The 17,758-nt window shown below is 73.9% G+C and carries 19 protein-coding genes; 4 read left to right on the forward strand and 15 right to left on the reverse strand.

All coding sequences use genetic code 11. From position 1 onward, the window contains the following. Nucleotides 1–35: 35 nt before the first annotated feature. Together HNQ09_RS04020 and HNQ09_RS04025 are read left to right on the forward strand one after the other, a co-directional pair. Nucleotides 36–788 carry a succinate dehydrogenase iron-sulfur subunit gene (locus HNQ09_RS04020; protein ID WP_246363116.1) on the forward strand — a complete coding sequence of 251 codons (753 nt, stop codon included), beginning with the start codon at nt 36–38 and terminating at the stop codon, nt 786–788. Between the two features lie 236 nt (nt 789–1,024). Further along, nucleotides 1,025–1,528, forward strand: a complete 504-nt coding sequence (locus tag HNQ09_RS04025; protein ID WP_184025785.1) for a DUF2243 domain-containing protein — start codon at nt 1,025–1,027, stop codon at nt 1,526–1,528. A 63-nt stretch (nt 1,529–1,591) separates the two neighbouring features. On the opposite strand, the gene HNQ09_RS04030 is transcribed toward HNQ09_RS04025, so the two are convergent. From HNQ09_RS04030 to HNQ09_RS04070, 9 genes are all read right to left on the reverse strand, one after another. After that, a complete protein-coding gene (locus tag HNQ09_RS04030; protein WP_184025787.1) occupies nt 1,592–2,092 on the reverse strand; it encodes a hypothetical protein in 501 nt (166 codons plus the stop codon). Between the two features lie 95 nt (nt 2,093–2,187). Continuing rightward, a complete protein-coding gene (locus HNQ09_RS04035; RefSeq protein WP_184025790.1) occupies nt 2,188–2,727 on the reverse strand; it encodes a cyclin-dependent kinase inhibitor 3 family protein in 540 nt (179 codons plus the stop codon). A 115-nt stretch (nt 2,728–2,842) separates the two neighbouring features. Continuing rightward, entirely contained in the window at nt 2,843–3,835 is a 993-nt protein-coding gene (hemB, locus tag HNQ09_RS04040) for a porphobilinogen synthase (RefSeq protein ID WP_184025792.1), read from the reverse strand. Nucleotides 3,836–3,908: 73 nt separating this feature from the next. After that, nucleotides 3,909–4,490 carry a type 1 glutamine amidotransferase family protein gene (locus HNQ09_RS04045; RefSeq protein ID WP_343057602.1) on the reverse strand — a complete coding sequence of 194 codons (582 nt, stop codon included), beginning with the start codon at nt 4,488–4,490 and terminating at the stop codon, nt 3,909–3,911. Beyond that, nucleotides 4,487–4,693, reverse strand: coding sequence for a hypothetical protein (locus tag HNQ09_RS04050; protein WP_184025794.1), 207 nt, complete (start codon nt 4,691–4,693; stop codon nt 4,487–4,489). Before HNQ09_RS04050 ends, HNQ09_RS04045 begins: the two co-directional genes overlap by 4 nt. Continuing rightward, complete coding sequence (locus HNQ09_RS04055) at nt 4,690–5,082, reverse strand: DUF3208 domain-containing protein (protein ID WP_184025796.1); 393 nt, start codon at nt 5,080–5,082, stop codon at nt 4,690–4,692. The genes HNQ09_RS04050 and HNQ09_RS04055 overlap by 4 nt, the downstream gene beginning before the upstream one ends. 54 nt (nt 5,083–5,136) lie before the next feature. Next, complete coding sequence (locus HNQ09_RS04060) at nt 5,137–5,733, reverse strand: ferric reductase-like transmembrane domain-containing protein (protein ID WP_184026222.1); 597 nt, start codon at nt 5,731–5,733, stop codon at nt 5,137–5,139. A 35-nt stretch (nt 5,734–5,768) separates the two neighbouring features. Then, the gene (gene msrP, locus HNQ09_RS04065; protein ID WP_184025799.1) at nt 5,769–6,779 is read right to left on the reverse strand and encodes a protein-methionine-sulfoxide reductase catalytic subunit MsrP; all 1,011 of its coding nucleotides are present in this window, start codon (nt 6,777–6,779) and stop codon (nt 5,769–5,771) included. 133 nt (nt 6,780–6,912) lie between these two features. After that, the gene (locus HNQ09_RS04070; RefSeq protein WP_184025801.1) at nt 6,913–9,894 is read right to left on the reverse strand and encodes a hypothetical protein; all 2,982 of its coding nucleotides are present in this window, start codon (nt 9,892–9,894) and stop codon (nt 6,913–6,915) included. A gap of 123 nt (nt 9,895–10,017) precedes the next feature. Between HNQ09_RS04070 and HNQ09_RS04075 the strand changes: the two genes are divergently transcribed. Next, nucleotides 10,018–10,710: a tetratricopeptide repeat protein gene (locus tag HNQ09_RS04075; protein ID WP_184025803.1), complete on the forward strand. Its 693-nt coding sequence runs from the start codon at nt 10,018–10,020 to the stop codon at nt 10,708–10,710. Between the two features lie 114 nt (nt 10,711–10,824). Here HNQ09_RS04075 and HNQ09_RS04080 read toward each other — a convergent pair whose 3' ends face one another. The 6 genes from HNQ09_RS04080 to HNQ09_RS04105 form a co-directional block, all read right to left on the reverse strand. Continuing rightward, complete coding sequence (locus HNQ09_RS04080; RefSeq protein ID WP_184025805.1) at nt 10,825–11,760, reverse strand: diacylglycerol kinase family protein; 936 nt, start codon at nt 11,758–11,760, stop codon at nt 10,825–10,827. A gap of 46 nt (nt 11,761–11,806) precedes the next feature. Continuing rightward, nucleotides 11,807–12,964 (reverse strand): non-hydrolyzing UDP-N-acetylglucosamine 2-epimerase, encoded by a 1,158-nt coding sequence (wecB, locus tag HNQ09_RS04085; RefSeq protein ID WP_184025807.1) that lies wholly within the window; start codon nt 12,962–12,964, stop codon nt 11,807–11,809. A gap of 13 nt (nt 12,965–12,977) precedes the next feature. After that, nucleotides 12,978–14,141, reverse strand: a complete 1,164-nt coding sequence (locus HNQ09_RS04090) for an MraY family glycosyltransferase (RefSeq protein ID WP_184025809.1) — start codon at nt 14,139–14,141, stop codon at nt 12,978–12,980. A 77-nt stretch (nt 14,142–14,218) separates the two neighbouring features. Further along, entirely contained in the window at nt 14,219–14,842 is a 624-nt protein-coding gene (gene upp, locus HNQ09_RS04095; RefSeq protein ID WP_184025811.1) for a uracil phosphoribosyltransferase, read from the reverse strand. A gap of 97 nt (nt 14,843–14,939) precedes the next feature. Further along, nucleotides 14,940–15,782: a phosphotransferase gene (locus tag HNQ09_RS04100; RefSeq protein WP_343057603.1), complete on the reverse strand. Its 843-nt coding sequence runs from the start codon at nt 15,780–15,782 to the stop codon at nt 14,940–14,942. Nucleotides 15,783–15,857: 75 nt separating this feature from the next. After that, a complete protein-coding gene (locus tag HNQ09_RS04105) occupies nt 15,858–16,955 on the reverse strand; it encodes an HD domain-containing phosphohydrolase (RefSeq protein ID WP_184025812.1) in 1,098 nt (365 codons plus the stop codon). A 34-nt stretch (nt 16,956–16,989) separates the two neighbouring features. Here HNQ09_RS04105 and HNQ09_RS04110 point away from each other — a divergent pair, with 34 nt between their 5' ends. Continuing rightward, nucleotides 16,990–17,748, forward strand: coding sequence for a YkgJ family cysteine cluster protein (locus HNQ09_RS04110; RefSeq protein WP_343057604.1), 759 nt, complete (start codon nt 16,990–16,992; stop codon nt 17,746–17,748). The last annotated feature ends 10 nt before the right edge of the window (nt 17,749–17,758 follow it).

Below are 17,758 nucleotides of genomic sequence, written 5' to 3' on the forward strand. Positions count from 1 at the left end.
TTCCCCCCCCCGCGTTCCCGACCAGAGGAAACGACATGGCTGAACAGCACATTCCGCTCGATACCCACACGACGCCTCCCATGCGCGTGAACGTCAAGATCCTGCGCTTCGATCCCGAAAAAGACCGCAAACCCCACTGGCAGACCTACGCTGTGGAGGCCCAGGCCTCCGACCGCGTGCTGGACGTGCTGAACTACATCAAGTGGTACGTCGAGCCGTCGCTGACCTTCCGGCGCTCGTGCGGGCACGGCATCTGCGGCAGCGACGCGATGCTGATCAGCGGGCGCAACCGCCTGGCCTGCAAGGTGCTGCTGCGCGACGTGGTCAAGGAGAACGGCACGCTGACGGTGGAACCCATTCGCGGCCTGAAGGTCGAAAAAGACCTGCTGGTCGACATGGACCCCTTTTTCGACTCGTACCGGGCGATCATGCCCTACTTCATCAACGAGTCGCCGCCGCCCGCCGGGGAGCGGCTGCAATCGCCGGAACTCGCCGACCGCATGGCGCATTCCAGCAACTGCATCCTGTGCGCGGCCTGCACCACCTCCTGTCCGATCTTCTGGGTCAACGGCTCGTACCTCGGCCCGGCGGCCATCGTGCAGGCGCACCGCTTCATCTTCGACAGCCGCGACCAGGCGACCAACCAGCGGCTGAACATCATGAACCAGAACACCGGCGTGTGGCGCTGCCGCACCGCCTACAACTGCACCGAAGCCTGCCCGCGCGACATCCCGATCACCACCCTGATCGAGGAGGTCAAGCGCGCGGTGATGTACCAGCAGTCGTAAGGACACCTCAGGGGCTGCAAGAAAGCACAAGGGCCGCCCCTGAGGCTGGGGCCAGCGGCCAGCAGTCGTAAGACGGCTTTCGGCAGTCCGCCATCAGCTTGAGGAGGGGCAGGAGCAAGAGCTTCTGCCCTTCTTGCTGGAGTGACGTGGGTATGGCGAAGCTCAAGTCGGGCTGAGCAGAAGCCCGCCCCAGGCCGGCCTCCCCTCCCCTACCCTTGGAACCACAGGAGGCGAGGATGACAGGAGAAGCGCGGGCGAACTTGCAGACGCCGCAGTCAGCGCAGCGGCGCTGGAGGGCGGGCGGCGTGCTGCTGGGGCTGGGCTTGGGCGGCTTTTTCGACGGGATCGTGCTGCACCAGATTCTGCAATGGCACCACCTGGTGAGCGCCGCCTACCCGCCCGACACCTTGGAAAACCTCCAGCTCAACACCCTGGCCGACGGCCTCTTTCACGCGGCGAGCTGGGTCTTTACCGTGCTGGGCGTTGGGCTGCTCTGGAGTGGCCTGCGGGGCAGCGGCGCCCACTGGCGCACCTCGGCGTTTCTGGGCACGCTGCTGCTGGGCTGGGGCCTGTTCAACCTGGTCGAAGGGCTGGTCAACCACCAGGTGCTGGGTATCCACCACGTCCGCCCGGGGCCGTCTCAACTCGCCTACGACCTGGGATTTCTGCTGTGGGGCGCGGCGATGCTGATGCTGGGGTGGCGGCTGATGCAGGCGGGGCGCTGGGGACCCGAGCGGTAGGAAGCCGAAGCCCCGCCTGCTCGCGTGGGCAGACGGGGAGAGGCCGGTGTCCGGGTCCGGCGCTCAGAACTGCAGGACGTAGCGCACGCCGCCCTCGCCGCTGCATTCGCCGAAACCGCGCTCGGCGGTATCCACTTGCAGGGTGCAGGTCAGGGTGCGTGGGGCCGCCCCGGCGGTGCGGGCGATCAGGTTGCCGCTGCGCAGGGTGGCGCTGGGGGCAGGCGGGGTGCCGACCCGCGCGGCCAGACCCCACCCCGACCCCGCGCTGCCCACGCTGGCGCCGAAGCCCAGGCTGAGACCGAGGGACCCCGTGCCAGACGCCGCCGGGCCGCCTTCCAACACGGCGGCGCGGCCCACGTAGCTCTGGCCGCCGATCACGAGCGTCACGTTGTTGCCGCTCTGGCCTGGAGGTTGGGGACGCAGCGCGCCCGGCAGAAAGGACACGGTACCCTGCTCGCCGGTCGCCGCGTTGACAATGCGGCCCGAGGTGGCGGCGGTCAGGGCGGGCGTGCAGGCCGACAGCAGCGCGGCCAGGCCCAGGCTGGCGAGACCAAGTTTCAGCATGGCCCCAGTGTGGCCCTGCTTTCTGACGCGGCCCCCACACTCGGCTCAAGCCGCACTCATCCAGGGCACAGAGGGGCCGGCCCCCGCGCCCGCCTTCAGACTCCAGCGAAGTCGTACACGAAGCGTTCCTGCGCCGCCGTCTCGATGGCGCCGGGACGCGCCGCCCGCACCCGAGTCACGGCCTGTTCGGGCGGCATCCCCGCCTGGGTGAGCAGGCAGGCGGCGGTCAGGCCCGCGCGGCCCAGCCCGCCCCGGCAGTGCACCACGACCGCGCGCCCGTCGAGCAGGTGATCCATCAGTTCGTCGAGAAAGGCGCCGAAGGTCTCCAGATCGCCCGGCACGTCGCGGTCCCGCACCGGGCAGGGCAGGACGGTCAGGCCGCGTTCCTCGGCCGCCTGGGGATAGTCGGCGATGCCCAGCAGCTCGAACTCGTGGGCCTCGATCAGCGGCGCGAGGACGTTGACCCCGTGGCCCGCCAGCCGGTCGAGGTCCGCCGCGAGGTCGCGCTCGTGGGTGACGCCCGCCTGAATCACGCTGGCGCCCTTCTTGCCCGGCGCGAAGGTCAGGCCCAGACGGCCCGGCCACAGCCCCGTGTCGATCCAGTCCACCCGGATGGGATGCGTCTCGCTGGTCATCGGGGGACCCTCTGGGCGGCGCCGGGGTGGCTGCTGGCCGCGGTCTTCACGGGTTGACCCGTTCTTGGGTGACCCCAGGCTCGCGGGCGGCCGCTCGCCTGTCTTGCCGCACTCTTCATAGGCTCACTCCCTCCTTGAGCCACCGCGCCGCATCCAGCGCGTGATAGGTGATGATCGCGTCGGCTCCGGCGCGGCGCATGCCGGTCAGGGTTTCGAGCACGGTGCGGCGCTCGTCCATGAATCCGGCCTGGGCGGCGGCCTTGATCAGCGCGTACTCGCCGCTGACGTTGTAGGCGACGAGGGGCAGGTCGAAATGGTCGCGCAGCAGCCGCACCATGTCGAGGTAGGCCAGCGCGGGCTTGACCATCAGGAAGTCCGCACCCTGCTCGGCATCAAGCCGCGCTTCGCGCAGGGCCTCACGCGCGCCACCCGCCGGGTCCATCTGGTAGCTGGCGCGGTTGCCCACGCTGGGGGTGCTGCCCGCCGCGTCGCGGAAGGGGCCGTAGTAGGCGCTGGCGTACTTGACCGCGTAACTCATGATCGGGATATGGGAGAAGCCCGCCGCGTCCAGGGCCGCGCGGATGGCGGCTACCTGCCCGTCCATCATCGCGCTGGGGGCGACCACATCGGCGCCCGCCCGCGCCTGGGAAACGGCAGTCTGGGCCAGCAGGTCGAGGGCCGCGTCGTTGTCCACGGTCCAGTCGCCGTCAGCGGTCTGGCACAGCGGGCCGCAGTGGCCGTGGTCGGTGTACTCGCACAGGCAGGTGTCGGCAATGACCGTGACTTCCGGCACCCCCGCCTTGATCGCCGCCGCCGCGCGCTGAATCACGCCGCCCTCAGCGTAGGCCTGGGTGCCCTGGGGGTCTTTGTGGTCGGGAATGCCGAAAAGGATCACGCTGGGAATCCCGAGGTCGCGCGCCGCCCTGGCCTGCTCCACCGCGCCCGCGACGCTGTGGCGGCTCACACCCGGCATGGTGGCGATGGGGGCCTCGGTCTCCTGCTCGTGGACGAACATCGGGTGGATGAAGTGCCCCGGCGCGAGGGTCACCTCGCGGGTCAGGGCGCGCAGGCCAGCGCTGCGGCGAAGGCGGCGGGGACGATCGAGCATGGGGAGCAGGCTAGCGCAGGCGGGCGGGGAGAAATGGGGAGGAAGGAACGGCCGGGCCGCCAGAACAGGCCTTTCAGGCGCGCCCCAGCCGCCCCGCCGCCTCCCGCGCCGCGTCCTCGCCCCAGACGTGGGCCGCCACCGCCAGCGCGGCGTGCAGGGCGGGCAGCCCCCCCGGCGTGGTGGTCAGCAGGCGGTCGGTGACGACCTCGCCGGGGCGCACGTCGTCGGGGCCGTGGCCCCAGAGCGTGCCTTCGAGGTCGGCCGGTCCCCCGACCACCCGGCCGCGCAGCCCTCCCGCGTCTCCCAGCAGCAGCAGACCGCTGCCGCTCGCGCCGGTGGGGAGCGCCGCGTGGCGGGCCAGGAACTCGCGCAGCAGCGGATCGCGGGCAGCCTTGGCGGCGCCGGGACCCCCCGGCAGCAACAGCGCGGCGGGTTCCGGCAGGGCCGCGTACAGCACATGCGGCGTGCTGACCAGCCCCCCGGCAGTCACGATGCTGGCGCGCGAGCGGCTCACCGTGCGGGCCGCGCCCTCCCCCCCGCACAGGCGGCACACCGCGACCATGATGCCCAGTTCCAGCTCGCTGACGCCCGCGTAGACGGGCAGGGCGACCAGCGGCCCTTCCGGAACCGGCTGAGAGGCAGGCTGTTCGGTCACGGCTGAAGCGGCGCGGTGCAGTAGCCCCGCCGGGCCAGAGGCGGGCCGACCTCGCCGTGGTCGAGCAGGTGCTCGATGGCCTCCTCGGGCAGGCGCTCGACCCGCTGGAGGTAGGCGCGCAGGGTGCCGGGGCCGTCGAAGCGGCGCGGGTGCGGATCGCCCTCCACCCGCAGGTCGAGCCAGGTGAGGCCCCCGGCGCTCATAGTTCGCGCAGGTCCTCCCACAGCTGCCAGCCCACGCCCTCGGGGGTGGCGTCCAGCAGCGGATTGAGCGCCTGGGAGGCGTCCTCGGCGTCGCCGTGCAGGGCGTCGCCGCCCGGCTTGTCGTCGTAGACGCGCAGGACCGTGAACTGGTAGAAGGTCTGCCCGGCGGTCGGCTCCCCGTTCTCGAAAAAAGCGAAGGGGGGCTGCACCATGTCCCACAGCACGTGGGCCTCGTCGAGTTCGTGCGGCAGGTAGTGTTCCAGGTCCACGTCGGCCTCGGCCGGGTGCCACACGTATCCCTGAAGCAGGCGCACGGCGGCGCGGCCTCCGTCGCCCGGTCCCCCCGCGTGCAGGCCTCCCGCGTCGGCCCGGTCGTCAGCAGTGCTCATCGCCCCGCAGCATACCCGCTCGGGCCGGGGCAGACCGGAGGATCAGGCGCAGCTTCAGGGCCGCGCGCGCCCGCCCTTCAGGCGCAGCGCGAGCAGGGCCGCAACCAGCAGTCCCACCAGCAGCGGCGCCGCGCCGCCTTGCTTGACGCCCCACCAGAAGTGCAGCGCGCCCAGCCCAGCCGCGAGGTAGGCGAGGCGGTGCAGCCGCTGCCAGCGCCCAAAGCCCAGGCGGCGCACCGCGCCCCGCGTGCTGGTCAGCGCGAGCGGCACCAGCAGCAGCAAGGCCACGAACCCGGCGGTCACGAAGGGCCGCTCCAGCACGTCCTCCCGGACGGTCGCCGCGACGAAGCCGTGGTCGAGCAGGTAGATCAGGAAGTGCAGCCCCGCGTACAGGAAGGCCAGCAACCCCAGCGCCCGGCGGACGCGGGCAGGCCAGCTCCAGCCGGTCAACCGCCGCAGCGGCGTGCAGGCCAGCGACAAGACCAGCAGCGCCAGCGCCAGCCCCCCGGTCTGAAGCAGCGCCTCCTGCACCGGGTTGGCGCCCAGCTCGCCCCTCAGCGCCGCGAGCAGCAGCCCGCCCAGCGGCAGCAGCCCGCCCGCGACCACGCCCGGCACGAGCCAGGGCAGCGGCGGGGCCGGGCGGCGGCGCAGGGAGGGTGGAGACTGGCTCACCGGTCTTTCCCCTCTCAGAACTCGCGGCGCAGGTCCAGGCCGCGGTAGAGGGACGCCACCTGCGCCGCGTAGCCGTTGAAGGGCAGGGTGGGGCGCCGCCGCGCCTCGCCGATGCGGCGCTCGGTGGCCTGGCTCCAGCGGGGGTGAGGCACGTCCGGGTTCACGTTGGCGTAAAAGCCGTACTCGTGGGGCGCCGCGAGTGCCCAGGTGGTCTGGGGCCGGGTGCGCGTCAGGGTGATGCGGACGACCGACTTGATGCTCTTGAAACCGTATTTCCAGGGCACGACCAGCCGCAGCGGCGCCCCGTTCTGGCCGGGCAGCGGGCGCCCGTGCAGACCGGTCGCCAGCAGGGTCAGCGGGTGCAGCGCCTCGTCGAGCCGCAGGCCCTCGACATAGGGCCAGTCCAGCGCCGTGGTGCCGAAGAAAGAGGGCCGCTGCGCCGGCAACTGCTCGGGGTCGTGTAGGGCGGTGAAGCGGACGTAGCGCGCCGCCCCGGTCGGCTCGACCCGCCGCAGCAGGGCCCCCAGCTCGAAGCCCTGCCAGGGCATCACCATCGACCAGCCCTCCACGCAGCGCAGGCGGTACACCCGGTCTTCGGGCGCAAACCAGCCGCGCAGGGTGTCCAGGTCGAGCTGCACCGGCCGCCGCACCTCGCCGTCGATGGTGACGGTCCAGGGCTGCGTGACCAGGCTGGCGGCCAGGCGCGCGGGGTCGTCCTTGCCGGTGCCGAACTCGTAGAAGTTGTTGTAGCCCGTCGCCTGGGCGTAGGGCGTGACCGCCTCGGAGGTGTCGTAGGGGCCGGGGGGGCGCGCGGGCGGGGGCGGGGAAGGACGGGCGGCTTCCCCATCCTCCCCGGAGCGGCGGGTCAGCAGGTGCAGGCTGCCGCCCAGCGCCAGGGCCGTGCCGGCAAAGAGCGCCGCGTGGCGGAGAAACTCGCGGCGTGGGGGGAGCGGGGCGCCCTCCGGTGGTGGGGCGGGCGGCGCCTGCTCGGGCGGATCCGGGGGAAGGGGTGGGGATGCGGTCATGGGCGGCTCCTGGGGGACGGGCGGGCGGAGGGGCCGTCCCCTTCCTGCCGAGCCTGACAGGTCCGGCGGCCCCGAACCGTCATCCCGCCCTGGCGGCTCAGGCGGAAGCGGCCCGGAAGGCGGCGGCCCGGGGTCACGGCCCGTCCGCGCCCTCCCGGGCCGCCTTCCTGGGGCCGTCCCCGGGCTGTCCCGCCTCCAGCAGGCGCAGGGCGTCGCGCACGCGCAGCCGCCCCGCCTCCCAGCCGGGGTGCAGGGCGCGCAGCGCGGCCTCCGGGTGGGGGTGCCCGGCTTCCAGGGCGCGGCCCGCCTCGCGCCACACGCCTGAGCGGAAGGGGGCCAGCGCGGGGTCGGTCAGGGCGTCGCGCAGCCAGCGCAGGGTCGCCTCGCCGCCCGCCATGGTGGCGCGGGCCTCCAGCGCGAGCAGCTGCGCGGTGAGGCCGGGGTCGCTGTCGGGGAGGCCGGGGAGGCCGGACGACATCCGGCGGACCAGGGCGTGCGCGCGGTTGATCTGGGCCAGCGCCGCCTCGCTCTGGCCGGAACGCAGCAGCGCCTCGGCGTGCAGGGCACCTGCCTGCGCCCCGGCGTAGGGGTGGTCGGCCATCGCCAGCGCGCGGGCCGTGAACTCGCGCGCCGAGGCGGGGTCGGGGTCGGCCAGCGCCCGGCTGAGGTACAGGTCGAACTTCAGCAGCTGCTCGCGGTCGCTGGCGGCGGCCGGGCGGCTCAGTTCGGCGTCCAGCAGGGCGCGGGCGTGCGCGAGGTCGGGATGGTCGCGCTCCGGCCCGGCAAACGGCTGGAGGTAAGGCAGCCCCATCCCGCGCGTCAGGTACGCCAGCGCCACCCGGTACCCGGTGCGGCGGGTGCGGTAGGCGGCCTCCGGGCGGCGCGGGCCGGAGCGCGAGAGCAGGTGCAGGGCGCGGGCGGCGTCGGCCAGCGCCTCGTCGGGGCGGCCCAGCGCGAGGTGCAGCGGCACCCCCTCGCTGAGCAGCCGGGCGCGCAAGACCGCGTCGGCGCGGCCCCCTTCCCACAAGCTGGCCCCGTCGGCCTCGTCCGGCAGCAGGGCCAGGGCGCGGCGCAGCAGCCTCCTGCCCTCGGCGGGGCGGCCCAGGCGGCGCAGGGCGGTCGCGGCGCGGGCCAGCGCGCGGGCACGTTCCTCGGCGCCTCCCCCGGCGGCCTCCAGCCGGGCGGCGGCGTCCTCCAGCGCGGCCAGCGCCGCGCGCGGCTGGCCCAGACGCAACCTGAGGTCGCCTTCCTGATACCGCGCCCGCGCCGAGAGCAGCGGACTGGTCTGGGGCACGAGGTGCAGGTGACGCACCGCCGCTTCCCAGTCGCCCGCATCCTTGGCGATCAGGCCGCGCCAGAGGTGCGCGCGGGGACCGCCGGGCGCGGTACGCGGGTCACTCACGGCGCGGGTGGCCGCCCCCAGGTCGCCCTGCCAGCGGGCCAGGGCCGCCTGGACCAGCAGCGCGTCGGCCTGCGCGGCGGCGGCCCAATCGGCGGTCCAGTGGGGGGGCCGGTCGGGGAGCCAATCGGGGGACCAGTCGCCCGGTGGCCCGGCAGGTGCGGCGCCCAGGTCGGGGTGCGCCAGTTGCGCGGTCGCGGCCCCGAAGTTGCCCGCGTCCACGCTGCTCTCGGCCAGCTTGACGCGCGCCCAGCCGCGCACGGCGGGCGTGGGCGACTCCAGCAGGGTGAACAGGGCGTCGCGGGCACGCGGCTCGTCGTACTCGCCGCGCCCCGCGTGGTGGGCGGCGACCGCGCGGGCCAGCGCCTCCCGCGCCGCCCCCCGGGCACCTGAGCGCACCTGCGGCCACAGCGGCGGGAGGTGCCGGGCCTCGTCGGGCCGGGCCGCGACCTGGGCGGCCAGCGCCTCCCACTCGCCCAGCGCCGCCAGGGCAGCCAGCCGGGCCGGGGCGAGGTCCGGGTCAGGCGGCGCGGCCAGCAGGCGGCGGCGGGCCGCGCCCTGCTCGGCGGGCGGAAGGTGCGCCGAGGCGGCGCTCAGGGCAGGCAGGGGGGTCCAGCCGGGGCCTTGCGGCGCCAGCAGCGCGCGGGCGTGGGGGGGCAGCTCGGCCAGCGGCTGCCCCAGCGCGGCGGCCAGCGCCACCCCGGACACGGCGTCCTCCCCCCCCGGCGCCAGGGCCGCCAGCGCCGCCGCCAGCCGCCGCACGTCCGGGTCGGCCAGCAGGCGCTCGGGCGCGGCTCCGTGCGTCCCACTTCCGCCCAGCAGCGCCAGCCGGTCGAGATGACGGCCCGTCTCGCGCACCAGGGCGTCGGCCTGTTCGCGCCCCACCCCCAGCCGCGCCATCAGGTACGCGCGGGCTTCCAAGGGCGTGGGGGGCCGCAGCTCGATCACCTCGGCCAGCCCCTGGGGCACTCCGGCGGCGTCTTCCAGCGCCAGCAGCACGGCCACCCCGGCGGGAGCGCGGCGCAGCAGATGTTCGGCGGCCCAGGCGGCGGCGGAGAGCGGCGTGCCCTCCGCCGAGCGCGGCGGCTGCCCCCCGAAGTGCAGGTCCGCCGTCACCCGGGCCAGCAGCACGCCGGGCAAAGCGGGCCAGACCGCGCGGGCGGCGTCGGCCTGGGCCTGCGCTTGCTGCGCGAAGGACGTGCCGCCCCGGGTCAGGCCCAGCCCTTCCGCCGCGTCGCCGCTCAGGTGCAGCCGCCGGACCCGGGGCGCGCCCTCCAGCCCTGCCAGCCCGCGTTCAAGGTGGTCGAGCAGGATCGTCTTGCCCGCCCCCGCGCGGCCGGTCACGATCAGCCGGGGGGCGCGGCCCGCCCGCACGCCCGCCAGCACCTGCTTGTAGGCGCGCTTCTTGCTGCGGCCCAGCAGCTCCAGTTCGGGGGGCAGCGGGTCGGGCGCGCGGGCGGGGCCTCCCCCGGCCAGCGGCCGCCCCGCCTCGCGCGCCAGCTCCGCCAGGATCGCGTGCAGGGCGGCCTTGTCGGCGGCGGTGCCGACGCCCCGGTACACGATGTTGCGCAGCGACGCCGGGTTGGCCCCGCGCGCGCGCATCTCGGCTTCCAGCCAGCGCAGGCTGCCGCGCGTGCTCCGGTTCCCCGGCTGGCCCCCCGCGCGCGTCGGCGGCAGGTGGGCGCGCAGGTCGGCCAGAATGCCTTTCCAGTCCAAGGTGAGCCGAGGCTATCACCCGGGGGCCACCCAGGCTGACGGCCGCGTCAGACAGCCGGGCCGCCGCTGTGTATACTCGGTCCAGTTTTCCAACCCAACCCAGCCGCACCTCAGGAGGACCCCATGAAGAAGACCCTGGTGACCCTTGCCCTCGCTGCCGCGACCACCGCCGGCGCCCAGACCCTCAGCGCCGCGCAGGCCCTCTACGACCAGGGCAACTGGCAGGAGGCCGCCACGGCCGCCGCCGCGCTGAAAACCAGCGCCGGGCTGGCCCTCGCCGCCGAGGCGACCACCGCCGGAGCGGGCCTCAGCCCCGACAGCGCCAAAAAGGCCCTCTTCCAGAAGGCGCAGGACTACGCCAAGCAGGCGATCAACCTCGACAAGAACAACCCCGACGCCTACTTCGAGCTGGCGCGCGCCCAGGGCCGCCTGGCGCAGTACAGCGGGATTCTCAACAGCCTGGGGCTGGCCGGGGACATGAAAAAGAACCTCGATCAGGCGATCAAGCTGCGCCCCAACATGGCGTCGGCCTACGTCGCGCTGGGCCTGTGGCACGCCAACCTGGTCAGCAAGGGCGGCGCCGCGACCCTGCTGACCGGCGCCAAGCGCAACCAGATCGCCCCCAACTTCGAAAAGGCCATCGCGCTGGAACCGGGCGAGGCGATTCACCGCATCGAGTACGCCAACGCCCTGCTGCTTCAGGGCAACAAGGCCGCCGCCGCCGCCCAGCTGCAAAAGGCCGTCAGCCTGCCCGCGACGACCTTCTGGCAAAAGCGCGACCTGGACGCGGCGAAGGCGCGCCTGGCCTCGCTGTAAGGAGCACCCCGCGTCCAGCACCCAGGTTGAGAACCCCAGATTGAGAATGGCGATGCCCCGGCCGGAAGCCGGGGCATCTTCTTTGGCTGGCGGCGGGAAGCTGGCCGCTGGCGACTACCCGTTGAGCAGCGTCACCGCGCCCGGCCACACCTCCACCTGCACCCCGCTGGCCTGGCCCGCCAGATCGCCGTCGAGGTGCAGGTGAATGGGCCGCGCCCAGCGGACGGTCGCCGCGCTTCCCGCCGCGTGGTGAACGCGCGGGTGACCCAGGTGGCGGCCCGGCAGCACCCGGCCCATCAGCGCCAGCAGGTGCAGGCGGCCCAGCGGCCCGCTGGCAAGGACGTTGAGCTGGCCGTCGCGCGGGTCGGACGCCGGGCTGATCTGGAAGCCGCCGCCGTAGCGCGTGCCGTTCATCACGGCGACCAGGGCGCTGGGGCCGTGGTAGAGGGTCTGGCCGCCGACCTCGACCGTCACGTCGGTCAGGCTCAGGGCACGCAGGGTGCTCAGCGCCGCCCAGGCGTAGCGCCCGAAGCCCGAGAGCCGCGCGGGCGCCAGCGGCAGCCGCGCCGTGAGCTGCGCGTCGAAGCCCATGCCCAGCCCGTTGAGCAGCAGCCGACTTCTTCCGGCTCCCTCCCCGCCCAGGACGGTGGCGTGCAGGGCGTCCACCCGCCGGGGGGCGTCGCTGAGGCGATCCAGCGCTCCGGCGAAGTCGCCTGCCCGCAGGCCCAGCATTCCCGCGAAATCGTTGCCGGTCCCCAGCGGCACGATGCCCAGCGCCCGGCCGTCTCCCCCGCCCGCCGGAGCGACCAGCGCGGGCAGCAGCGCGCCCACCGTGCCGTCGCCGCCCACTGCCAGCACGGCGACCCCGGGAGCCAGCGCCCGGACCCGTTCCAGCGCCGCCGCGCCGCTCGGCTCGCGGATCACCTCGAAGGGCAGGCCCCGCGAGCGCAGCTCGGCTTCCAGCCGGGGCCACTCGCGCCCGGCCAGACCCCGCCCGGCAGCAGCATTGAGAACGACGGCGTAGGAACGCTGGGAAGGTGCGTGGGTCACGTTGGGGACAGGATAGGGTCTGGCAGGCACCCGGCGCCCGGCCACCTCAGCTCCAGTTCTCGGGCCTCGGGGCCAGCCCGAAGTGCCAGGCGATGGCCTGGGCGATGCGCCCGGCGGCCCGGCCGTCGCCGTAGGGGTTACGGGCCGCGCGCATCCGGGCCAGCTCCTCGGGGCGGCTCAGCAGGCGGCCGAGCACCGTGCGCAGCTCGGCCGGGTCGTTTCCAGCAAGGACCAGCACGCCCGCCTCCACGCCCTCGGGCCGCTCGGTGACGTTGCGCAGCACGGCGACCGGCACGCCCAGCGCCGCGCCCTCCTCCTGCAAGCCCCCCGAGTCGGTGGCGAGCAGCGCCGAGGCGGCCATCAACGGGGCCATCTGCGCGTAGTCCAGCGGTTCGGTCAGCTCGAAGTTGGGCAGGCCCGAGAGCGCGGGCCGCACCGCCTCCTGCACGGCGGGGTTGAGGTGGACCGGATACACGAAATGGGTGTCCGGGTGGGCGCGGGCCACGTCCGCCAGCGCAGCCGCCATCCCCGCCATCACCGGCAGGTTCTCGCGGCGGTGCATGGTGACGGTGACCAGCCGCTGCCCCGCGTCCAGCCTGCGCTGCCATTCGGGGCGCAGCGGCATCCGCCCGGCGACCTCGCGCACGGCGTCCACGGCGGTCTGCCCGGTCACGAAGAGGCCCTCCCCCGCCTTGCCCTCGCGCCGCAGGTTCGCCTGACTGCCGGGCGTGGGGGCGAAATCCAGCGTGGAGAGCACCCCGGTCAGGCGGCGGTTGGCCTCCTCCGGGAAGGGTTCACGCAGGTTCCCGCTTCTCAGCCCCGCCTCGACGTGCCCGACGGGAATGCCCTCGTAAAAGGCGCTGAGGGCCACGCAAAAGGAGGTCGTGGTGTCCCCGTGGACCAGCACCATGTCGGCGCCCAGCTCGCGCAGTTTGCGCCCGGCCTGCGGCACGATTCGCCCGGTCAGCTCGGCCAGGGTCTGGCGCTCGGTCATGACATTCAGGTCCTCGTCGGGCGTCAGGCCGAAGACGGCCAGCGCCTCGTCGAGCATCTCGCGTTGCTGCCCGGTCGAGAGGATCAGCGGTGTCAAGCCCGGCTGCGCGGCCACGGCGGCGTACACCGGGGCCATCTTGGTCGCCTCGGGCCGGGTGCCGAAGGCGAGGACAACGCGCTTGGCGCCGGGCGGGTCGGTGGAGACGGTCATCCCGGCCACGCTATCAGAGCGGGCCGCCGGGGCCAGGCGTGGACGTGGGGGCCGTTCCGGTGCCCTCGCGGTCGTGGGCGAGAACGCGGCGGTAGGCCACGAACCACAGGCACAGCAGCACGGCGAGCACCGTCGCCACGATGGCGAGCAGGCCCACCCCCTGCGCCAGCATGCCGACCACGCCGCAGCCCAGCGCGATGCCCCACAGGATCACGGCGGTGCGCCGCGCGCTGGAGGTGCGCGCCAGGACCCGGTGGTGGATGTGGGTCTTGTCGGGGTGTCCGAGGGGATTGCGGATGCCGCGCCGCAGCCGCCCGATCACGACCTGGGTGGTGTCCAGAATGGGCAGCGCCATCACCAGCAGCGGGACCAGCAGACTGGCGCCGGCGCTGAACTTCAGGGTGCCCAGCAGGCTCACGGCGGCCAGCGTGTACCCGAACAGGTAGGCGCCCGCGTCCCCCATGATGATGCGGCTGGGGTTGAAGTTGTGCCGCAAGTAGCCCAGCGCGGCGCCCGCCAGCCCGGCCAGCAGCACGACCGCCGCCGCCCGGTCCGTGAACTGCGCCGCCGTGACCAAGAGGACCATGCTCACCACGAAGCCCACGCCGCCCACCACGCCGTCCACCCCGTCCATCAGGTTGACCGCGTTCGTCAGGCCGACCACCCACAGAATGGTCAGGCCCACGCTGAGGGGACCGTTGACCGCGTCGGGCAAGACCGGCAGGAAGGGCAGGCTGTTGAAATCCACCGTCAGCCCGTTGACGACCAGCAGCACCGCCGAGAGCGCCTGCACCAGCAGCCGGAACACGGGCGAGAGGCCGAACTGGTCGTCGATAAAGCCGGTCAGCACCAGCACCGAGGCGCCCAGCAAAATTGCCAGCACCTGGATATTGACCTGCTCGATCACGATGGGCCGCAGCGCCCAGGCCACGACCACGCTCAGGAGGAAGCCCGCGAAGATCGCCAGCCCGCCCGCGTTGGGCAGCGGCTCGCGGTTGAGCCGCCGCTCGTTGGGCAGGTCCGCCCACCCCACCTTGATGGCAAAGGCGCGCACCCGGGGAATAAAGCGCCAGGTAAAGACCCAGGCAGTCAGAAAGGTCAGCAGCACGCTGAAAAAGCCGCGCCCGAACAGGTCCGCGATACCGATTTGCGCCGAGAGCGCCTTGAGGGACTCCATAAACTAAGGGGAGTCTAAAGGCTGGGGGTGAGGAACGCGCGTCCGGCAAAAGGTGGGGAGCGGCCCGGCCCCCTCCCCTACTTCGTCCCGTAGATGCGGTCCCCGGCGTCCCCCAGCCCCGGCACGATGTAGCCGTGGTCGTTGAGGCGCTCGTCCACGGCGGCGACCACGATCTCCACGTCCGGATGGTCGCGCTCGACCACCGCGATGCCCTCGGGGGCGGCCAGGATGCACATCAGCTTGATGCTCTGGGCACCCGCCTCCTTGAGAAACTGGATCGCGGCGCTCGCGCTGCCGCCGGTGGCGAGCATGGGGTCGGTCAGAAAGACGCGGCGCTCGGCGATGTCGGCGGGGAGTTTGTTGTAGTAGGCGACGGGCTGCAAGGTCCCGGGGTCGCGGTACAGCCCGATGTGCCCCACCTTGGCGGCGGGCACCAGGTTCACGATGGCGTCGGTCATCACCAGCCCGGCGCGCAGGATGGCGACCAGCGCGAGCTTCTTGCCGCTGAGCATCGGGAAGTCGCCCTCCTCGATGGGCGTCTGAAGCCGGGTGGGCGTCACCTCCAGGTCGCGCGTCGCCTCGTAGGCGAGCAGCATGGAGACCTCGGCGGCGAGTTCGCGGAACTCCTTGACGCCGGTTTTCACGTCGCGCATCAGGGAGAGTTTGTGCTGGATCAGGGGATGGGTCACGGCCGTGAGCATGTGCCCACGATACCCGGCGCGAGGCAGGTGGCGGTCAGCGGGCGGGAGCTGTGGGCGCAGCCTCTGGGGCGGTCGGCTGACCGCTGCCGCTCTCCCGCTACTCTGGCAGCCGCGCCAGCACGTGCCGCGCCCGGGGCAGCTTCTGGGCGCGCTGGCGGTCGAACTCGTACGGCTCGTTCATCAGAAACCAGTAGAGGTCGTGCAGGTAGGTGTGCGCGAGGTAGGCGCGCAGCCGGGTCAGGGTGGCGGGCGCGTGGTCGGGCAGGAAAGTCAGCGCCGCGTCCAGGCTGGCGTCCATCCCCAGCAGGTCCAGCGTGCCGGTCTTGAGCAGCGCCACGTCGCGCAGGGGATCGTCCCACCCCGCCTTGGTCCAGTCGATCACCAGCACCTCGCGCCGCGCCCCGTCTCCCTCTCTGCCCGCCGCGATCAGGATGTTGTCGTGCCACAGGTCGAGGTGGCAAAAGGCGGCGGGCTGGTTCAGCAGGCCCCGTTCCAGGGGAAGCTCCACCGCCCCGAAGAGGTCGTCGAGCGGATAGGCGGCCAGCGCCCGGCGAAAGCGCCTCAGCCGCTCGCGCAGGCGTTCCACGTCCACCTGGCCTTCCCGCGCCCGGTGCAGCGCGCCCACGATCTCGCGCAGACGCGGCAACGCGGCGGGCACGTCGTCGGCCCCCAGCGGCCGCCCCGGAAAGCGGCGCAGGATCAGGGCCTCGACCCCGTCGGCCTCCACCGCGTCCACCACCCAGGCGCCCAGGCCCGCGCGGCGCATGTTGGCGGCCTCCAGGCGGTGGTCGCCGCGCTGGTTGCGGTACACCTTCACGACCACGTCGCCGCCGGGCGCGGCATACACCCGGCTCTGCATGCCCGCGTCCATCGGGGTCAGCGGACCGAAGCGGGCTTCCAGCACGGGAAAGCGGTGGGTTGGCAGGCCGCCCGGAGTCACGCGCGCATCATAGCGGGGGCCGCGTTGCCGGGCGGACCGGGAGCCGGACCGGAGGCGGGCGGGAAACGCCGCGCCTCAATCGGCACTCGCCCGCGCCGCGCCCGGTCCGCCCGCCGCCTCGCCCACAGGGGCCGGTTCGGGGGGCAACTTCAGCAGCAGCTCGACCAGCCGCGCGTCGAGGCTCCGGCCAGCTTCCGCCTGCACCCGTTCGGGGTCGCCCAGCCGCACCGAGGCGTTGGCGACCGCCAGAATGCGCGCGTACAGCGGAATGCTCTCGCCTTCCAGGCCGCCCGGCTGCCCCGCCCCGTCCCAGCGCTCGTGGTGGTGGCGGATCGCTTTTTGCGCCTGCGCGAGGTGCGGCACGCTGTGCAGGAAGTTCGCCCCCACCTCGGCGTGCCCGGTCTCGCCGTGGATCTTGCCCAGGTCGTGCAGCGCTCCGGCGTACCACAGCTCCTCCAGCTCGCGGCCCGACAGCCCCAGCGCCCGGCCCAGCCGCACCGCCGTGTCCGCGACCGCCTGGCCGTGGCCCAGCGCGTCGAACTCCTGGCTCTCCACCGCCTCGACCACCGCCGCCGCGATATGCCGGGCGGTCTGGCGCCACTCGTCGCGCGACTCGAACACGCCCAGCAGCGGCGCGACGGCCCCGGCCCAGCGCGCGGCGGCCTCCTGCTGCTCCGGCGTGACACTGCCACGGGTCCGGTCGAGCACCAGCACCCCCAGGCTGCGCCCCCGGTCCAGCAGCGGCACGACCAGCGTCACGGCCGCGTCGCGCAGCCCCGCCTCGTCGAGCGCCGCCTGCACCTCGGGCGGGTTGAGCGCGTACACCTCGCGGCTGCCCGCCTCCAGCAGGCGCGGGCGCGTGCCGCTCCACGGCCCGGCCAGCAGGGTGCCCACCAGGCTCTTGGGATAGCCGGAGGCGGCCGCCACCCGGTCCGGCCCTCCCCGGTCCTGGGCCGCCCGGCGCAGCACGGCGTACCCGCGCGCCTCGCCTCCCAGCAGGCCGCAGGCATGGGCCAGGGCGGCTTCCAGAACCCCCCGCGTGTTGGGCCGGGCCAGCAGGTCCGCGAGCACCTGGGCAGAATCGGAGGGCTGGTCCTCCACCGGGAGGGCAGCGGACGGACGGGGATCAGGCCCGGACGGGGCCGGGGACTGCGGACGGGGGCGTCGGAACACGTTCCGGTCAGTATAGCCGCGCTACGTTACGCGGGTGACACGCCCGCTCCCCCCCACCCCCCGGCCTTCCTGCGACCCGCACGCGCGGGTGACCGGTCCGGTCGAGCGCGGGTACGCCGCCTACGCCCGCCGGGCGGCCGCCTGGACCGCCCGTTACCAGGAACGCGGCGGGCGGGTGTTTTGCGGGGCGGGGTGTTTCGCGTGTTGCAACATGCCCATCCGGGTCAGCCTGGCCGAGGCGCTGCTGACCGCCGGGGCGCTGGACGCCGCGCAGGCCGCCGCCGTCGCCGCGCACGCCCGCCGGGTCCTGCACAACGCCCGCACCGCCCCCGACGACGAGACCTACGTGGAGCGCCACCGCCGCGAGGTGGGGTTTTGCCCGCTGCTCGACCCCAGGAGCGGCGGCTGCACCCAGTACGCCGTGCGCCCCACCCGCTGCCGCGACACCTTCAGCGCCCTGCCCGCCCGCTACTGCGAGGCCGGCGCGTGGGAGCAGATGACCCGCCGCGAGCGCGAGAGCTACCGGCGCGAGGTCGCCCGCACCCCCGGCACCGACGGCGAACTGCACTTCATCGCGCCGCTGGAACACCTCTCCGAGCCGGTGTGGGCCGCCGCCGCGAGGGCGATGCGCGCCGAGTGGGGCCTGGAGGTCTGGGGCGACTTCTGGGTGCTCACCACCCTGGCCCGCGACCCGCAGTTCATGGCCGGGGTCGGGCGGGGGGACGCGCGGGGGGCCTGGCGGGCCGCCAAGGCGGCGGGGCTGGCGCATCCCGCGATTCTGGAACTGGACTGACGCAGCCCGG

The organism is Deinococcus budaensis (assembly GCF_014201885.1).
GTDB classification, from domain to species: Bacteria; Deinococcota; Deinococci; order Deinococcales; family Deinococcaceae; genus Deinococcus; species Deinococcus budaensis.

Coding starts and splice junctions, on each gene's coding strand:
- HNQ09_RS04050 (WP_184025794.1), bottom strand. CDS start 4,693: ATGAGCGCCGGGGGCCTCACCTGGCTCGACCTGCGGGTGGAGGGCGAT.
- HNQ09_RS04090 (WP_184025809.1), bottom strand. CDS start 14,141: ATGGAGTCCCTCAAGGCGCTCTCGGCGCAAATCGGTATCGCGGACCTG.
- hemB (WP_184025792.1), bottom strand. CDS start 3,835: ATGCTCGATCGTCCCCGCCGCCTTCGCCGCAGCGCTGGCCTGCGCGCC.
- HNQ09_RS04035 (WP_184025790.1), bottom strand. CDS start 2,727: ATGACCAGCGAGACGCATCCCATCCGGGTGGACTGGATCGACACGGGG.
- wecB (WP_184025807.1), bottom strand. CDS start 12,964: ATGACCGTCTCCACCGACCCGCCCGGCGCCAAGCGCGTTGTCCTCGCC.
- HNQ09_RS04055 (WP_184025796.1), bottom strand. CDS start 5,082: ATGAGCACTGCTGACGACCGGGCCGACGCGGGAGGCCTGCACGCGGGG.
- msrP (WP_184025799.1), bottom strand. CDS start 6,779: ATGACCGCATCCCCACCCCTTCCCCCGGATCCGCCCGAGCAGGCGCCG.
- HNQ09_RS04030 (WP_184025787.1), bottom strand. CDS start 2,092: ATGCTGAAACTTGGTCTCGCCAGCCTGGGCCTGGCCGCGCTGCTGTCG.
- HNQ09_RS04020 (WP_246363116.1), top strand. CDS start 36: ATGGCTGAACAGCACATTCCGCTCGATACCCACACGACGCCTCCCATG.
- upp (WP_184025811.1), bottom strand. CDS start 14,842: ATGCTCACGGCCGTGACCCATCCCCTGATCCAGCACAAACTCTCCCTG.
- HNQ09_RS04025 (WP_184025785.1), top strand. CDS start 1,025: ATGACAGGAGAAGCGCGGGCGAACTTGCAGACGCCGCAGTCAGCGCAG.
- HNQ09_RS04075 (WP_184025803.1), top strand. CDS start 10,018: ATGAAGAAGACCCTGGTGACCCTTGCCCTCGCTGCCGCGACCACCGCC.